2 protein-coding genes are annotated in these 2,891 nt (G+C 69.5%); both read left to right on the top strand.

Translation table 11 applies throughout. The features are described from left to right. The coding region (locus NN2_RS35525) for a ribonuclease J (protein WP_063019642.1) at positions 1 to 1,909 on the top strand (1,909 nt) is incomplete at its 5' end. A 130-nt stretch (positions 1,910 to 2,039) separates the two neighbouring features. Further along, positions 2,040 to 2,663 carry a TIGR03085 family metal-binding protein gene (locus NN2_RS35520; RefSeq protein ID WP_030513197.1) on the top strand — a complete coding sequence of 208 codons (624 nt, stop codon included), beginning with the start codon at positions 2,040 to 2,042 and terminating at the stop codon, positions 2,661 to 2,663. Positions 2,664 to 2,891 lie beyond the last annotated feature (228 nt).

The following is a 2,891-nucleotide window of genomic DNA, read 5'->3' as shown; positions in this document are numbered from 1 at the left end:
GGAGCCCGCGCGCGCCGCCGAACCGGCCGTCGAGCGCCGGACCGCCCCTGAGCGACGCGAATCCGCTCCCGCGGCCCAGCGCGAAACCGCTCCCGCGCCACAGCGCGGCGAATCGGCTCCCGCGCAGCGCGGCGAGCAGACCGGCGACCGGGGCCGTTCCCGGCGTTCCGGCCGGGGCCGCCAATCGGGCCGCGGTCGTACGGAACAGGCTGCGCCGCAACCGGTTTCGTCGGCATTGCCGATCGGGCTGCCGCCCAAGCTGCCGAAGCAGGGCCTGCGCGTCTACGCCCTCGGCGGCATCGGTGAAATCGGCCGCAATATGACCGTGTTCGAATACGACGGCGCGATGCTGATCGTCGACTGCGGTGTGTTGTTCCCCGAGGATCAGCAGCCCGGCGTCGACCTGATCCTGCCCGACTTCCGGCCGATCGAGGACCGGATCGACGAGGTGGCCGCCGTGGTGCTGACTCACGGGCACGAGGACCACATCGGCGCGGTGCCGTTCCTGTTGCGGCTGCGTCCCGACATCCCGGTCGTCGGTTCGAAATTCACGCTCGCGCTGGTGGCCGCGAAATGCCGCGAACATCGCCTGCAGCCCAAGCTGATCGAGGTCACCGAGGGCCAGCGGACTACCCATGGCCCGTTCGACTGCGAGTACTTCGCGGTCAACCACTCCATTCCCGACGCCATCGCGGTCGCGGTGCGCACGCCGGCCGGACTGGCCCTGCACACCGGTGACATCAAACTCGATCAGTTGCCGCTCGACGGCCGCCTCACCGACCTGGCCGGGTTCTCCCGCCTCGGCGACGAGGGCGTGGACCTGTTCCTGGTCGATTCGACCAATGCCGAGGTCCCCGGCTTCGTCACTCCGGAACGGGAGATCGGCCCGGTCCTCGACAGTGTGATCGGCAAGGCCAAGGGCCGCGTCATCGTGGCCTCCTTCGCCAGCCACGTCCATCGCATCCAGCAGGTCGTCGACGTGGCGCAGCGCTACAACCGCCGGGTGTGCTTCGTCGGTCGTTCGATGGTCCGCAATATGCAGATCGCGCAGGATCTCGGGTATCTGAACATTCCCGAGGGCATCGTGGTCGATCTGGATCAGGCCGCGAATCTGCCCGTGCACAAACTGGTGCTGATCTCCACCGGCTCGCAGGGCGAACCGCTCTCGGCGCTGTCGCGGATGGCGCGCGGCGACCATCGTCAGATCAACATCCGCGCCGACGATCTGGTGGTGCTGGCCTCCTCGCTGATCCCGGGCAACGAGAACGCGGTGTTCGCGGTGGTCAACGGCCTGGCCCGGCTGGGCGCCACCGTGGTGACCCAGCAGAGCGCGAAGGTGCACGTCTCCGGGCACGCCTCGGCCGGTGAGCTGCTCTACCTGTACAACGCGGTCCGCCCCACGAATGCCATGCCGGTGCACGGCGAGTGGCGGCATCTGCGCGCCAATGCCGCGCTCGCGGTGGCGACCGGCGTGCCCGAGGAACGGGTCATGCTCGCCGAGGACGGTGTGGTGGTCGACCTGGTCGACGGCATCGCCTCGATCGTCGGCCGCTATCCGGTCGGGCAGGTGTACGTCGACGGTTTGTCGGTCGGCGACGTGGGTGAATCGACGCTGTCGGACCGTCTGGTGCTCGGTGAGGGCGGTTTCATCGCGATCACCGTGGTCGTCGACGAGACCACGGGTAAGGCGGTCAGCACGCCCGAGGTCAGCGGCCGCGGCTTCTCCGACGATCCGGGTGCGCTGCTGGGTGCGCAGGAGCTGGTGGAGGCCGAACTGCTGCGCCTGGCCGGGGAGGGTGTCACCGATACGCACCGCATCGCACAGGGTGTGCGGCGCGTGGTGGGCCGCTGGGTCGCCGACACCTACCGCCGCCGCCCGATGATCGTGCCGACCGTCATGGGCGTCTGATCCTTCGATGTGGCCCCGCCCGCAGCGATGAGCCCGGGCGGGGCCGCTGCGCAGTGCCGATGAAGCGCAGGGACACCTGCGGGGTGACGCTGCCTACCTCCACCGGGCTCGGAACCATTACGCTCGGCCCATGAGTATGGCTCAACGGGAACGCCGGGCCCTGGTGTCGACCATGACGGCGGTCGGTCCCGACGCCCCGACCCTGTGCGGTACCTGGACGGTGCACGATCTGGCCGCGCATCTGGTGGTACGGGAACGCCATCCCGCGGCCGCGCCGGGGATTCTGCTGAAACCCCTTGCGGGATACCTCGATTCGGTGCAGGCGAAGGTGTCCGAGAAGCCGTTCACCGAACTGCTGGAGCAGATCCGCACCGGGCCGCCGTGGTGGTCGCCGCTGAAGCCGGTCGACGCCGTGGTCAACCTGACCGAGATGTTCGTCCACCACGAGGACGTGCGCCGCGCCGACCCGGAGTGGAAGCCCCGCACCTTGTCGGCCGAGGACGAGCGCAAGTTGTGGTCGGCGACGCGGCGGATGGCGCGGATGGCGTATCGCAAATCCCCGGTCACCGTCGTGCTGGCGACGCCGGAGGGTGATCGCGTGACGGCGCACAACGTCGGCGGCGATGCGGTGGTACTCACCGGGCAGCCCTCCGAACTGCTGCTTCACGCATTCGGGCGCAACGAGGTCCGCATCGATGCCGCCGGCGGGGTGGACGATGTGGCCGCGGTCTTCGCCTCCGATCGCAGCGTCTGAGGCCTTCGCACGCGTCGTTTCCGGCCGCTGACGGCGTTGTGAGGTCGGCAATGATGTGGTTGGGATGGGTGTTGCGGATGGTCCCGATGGGGCTGTTGCGGCTAGCCTGAGGTCATGGCAGGTAAGTCCCGCGGCACCACGACGTCGAGTTCGCGGGCGGGATCCACCCGGGGGCGGGCTCCGGCGCGGACTCGCTCCGGAGGCGGACGCGCCCGATCGGCGCCGCGC

Source organism: Nocardia nova NBRC 15556 (assembly GCF_001613005.1).
Lineage (GTDB): Bacteria > Actinomycetota > Actinomycetes > Mycobacteriales > Mycobacteriaceae > Nocardia > Nocardia nova.
This window is presented reverse-complemented; position numbering and strand designations above follow the sequence as displayed.

What these genes read in the sequence shown, in the direction of transcription:
- NN2_RS35520 (WP_030513197.1), top strand. Translation starts at nt 2,040, where the DNA reads ATGAGTATGGCTCAACGGGAACGCCGGGCCCTGGTGTCGACCATGACG.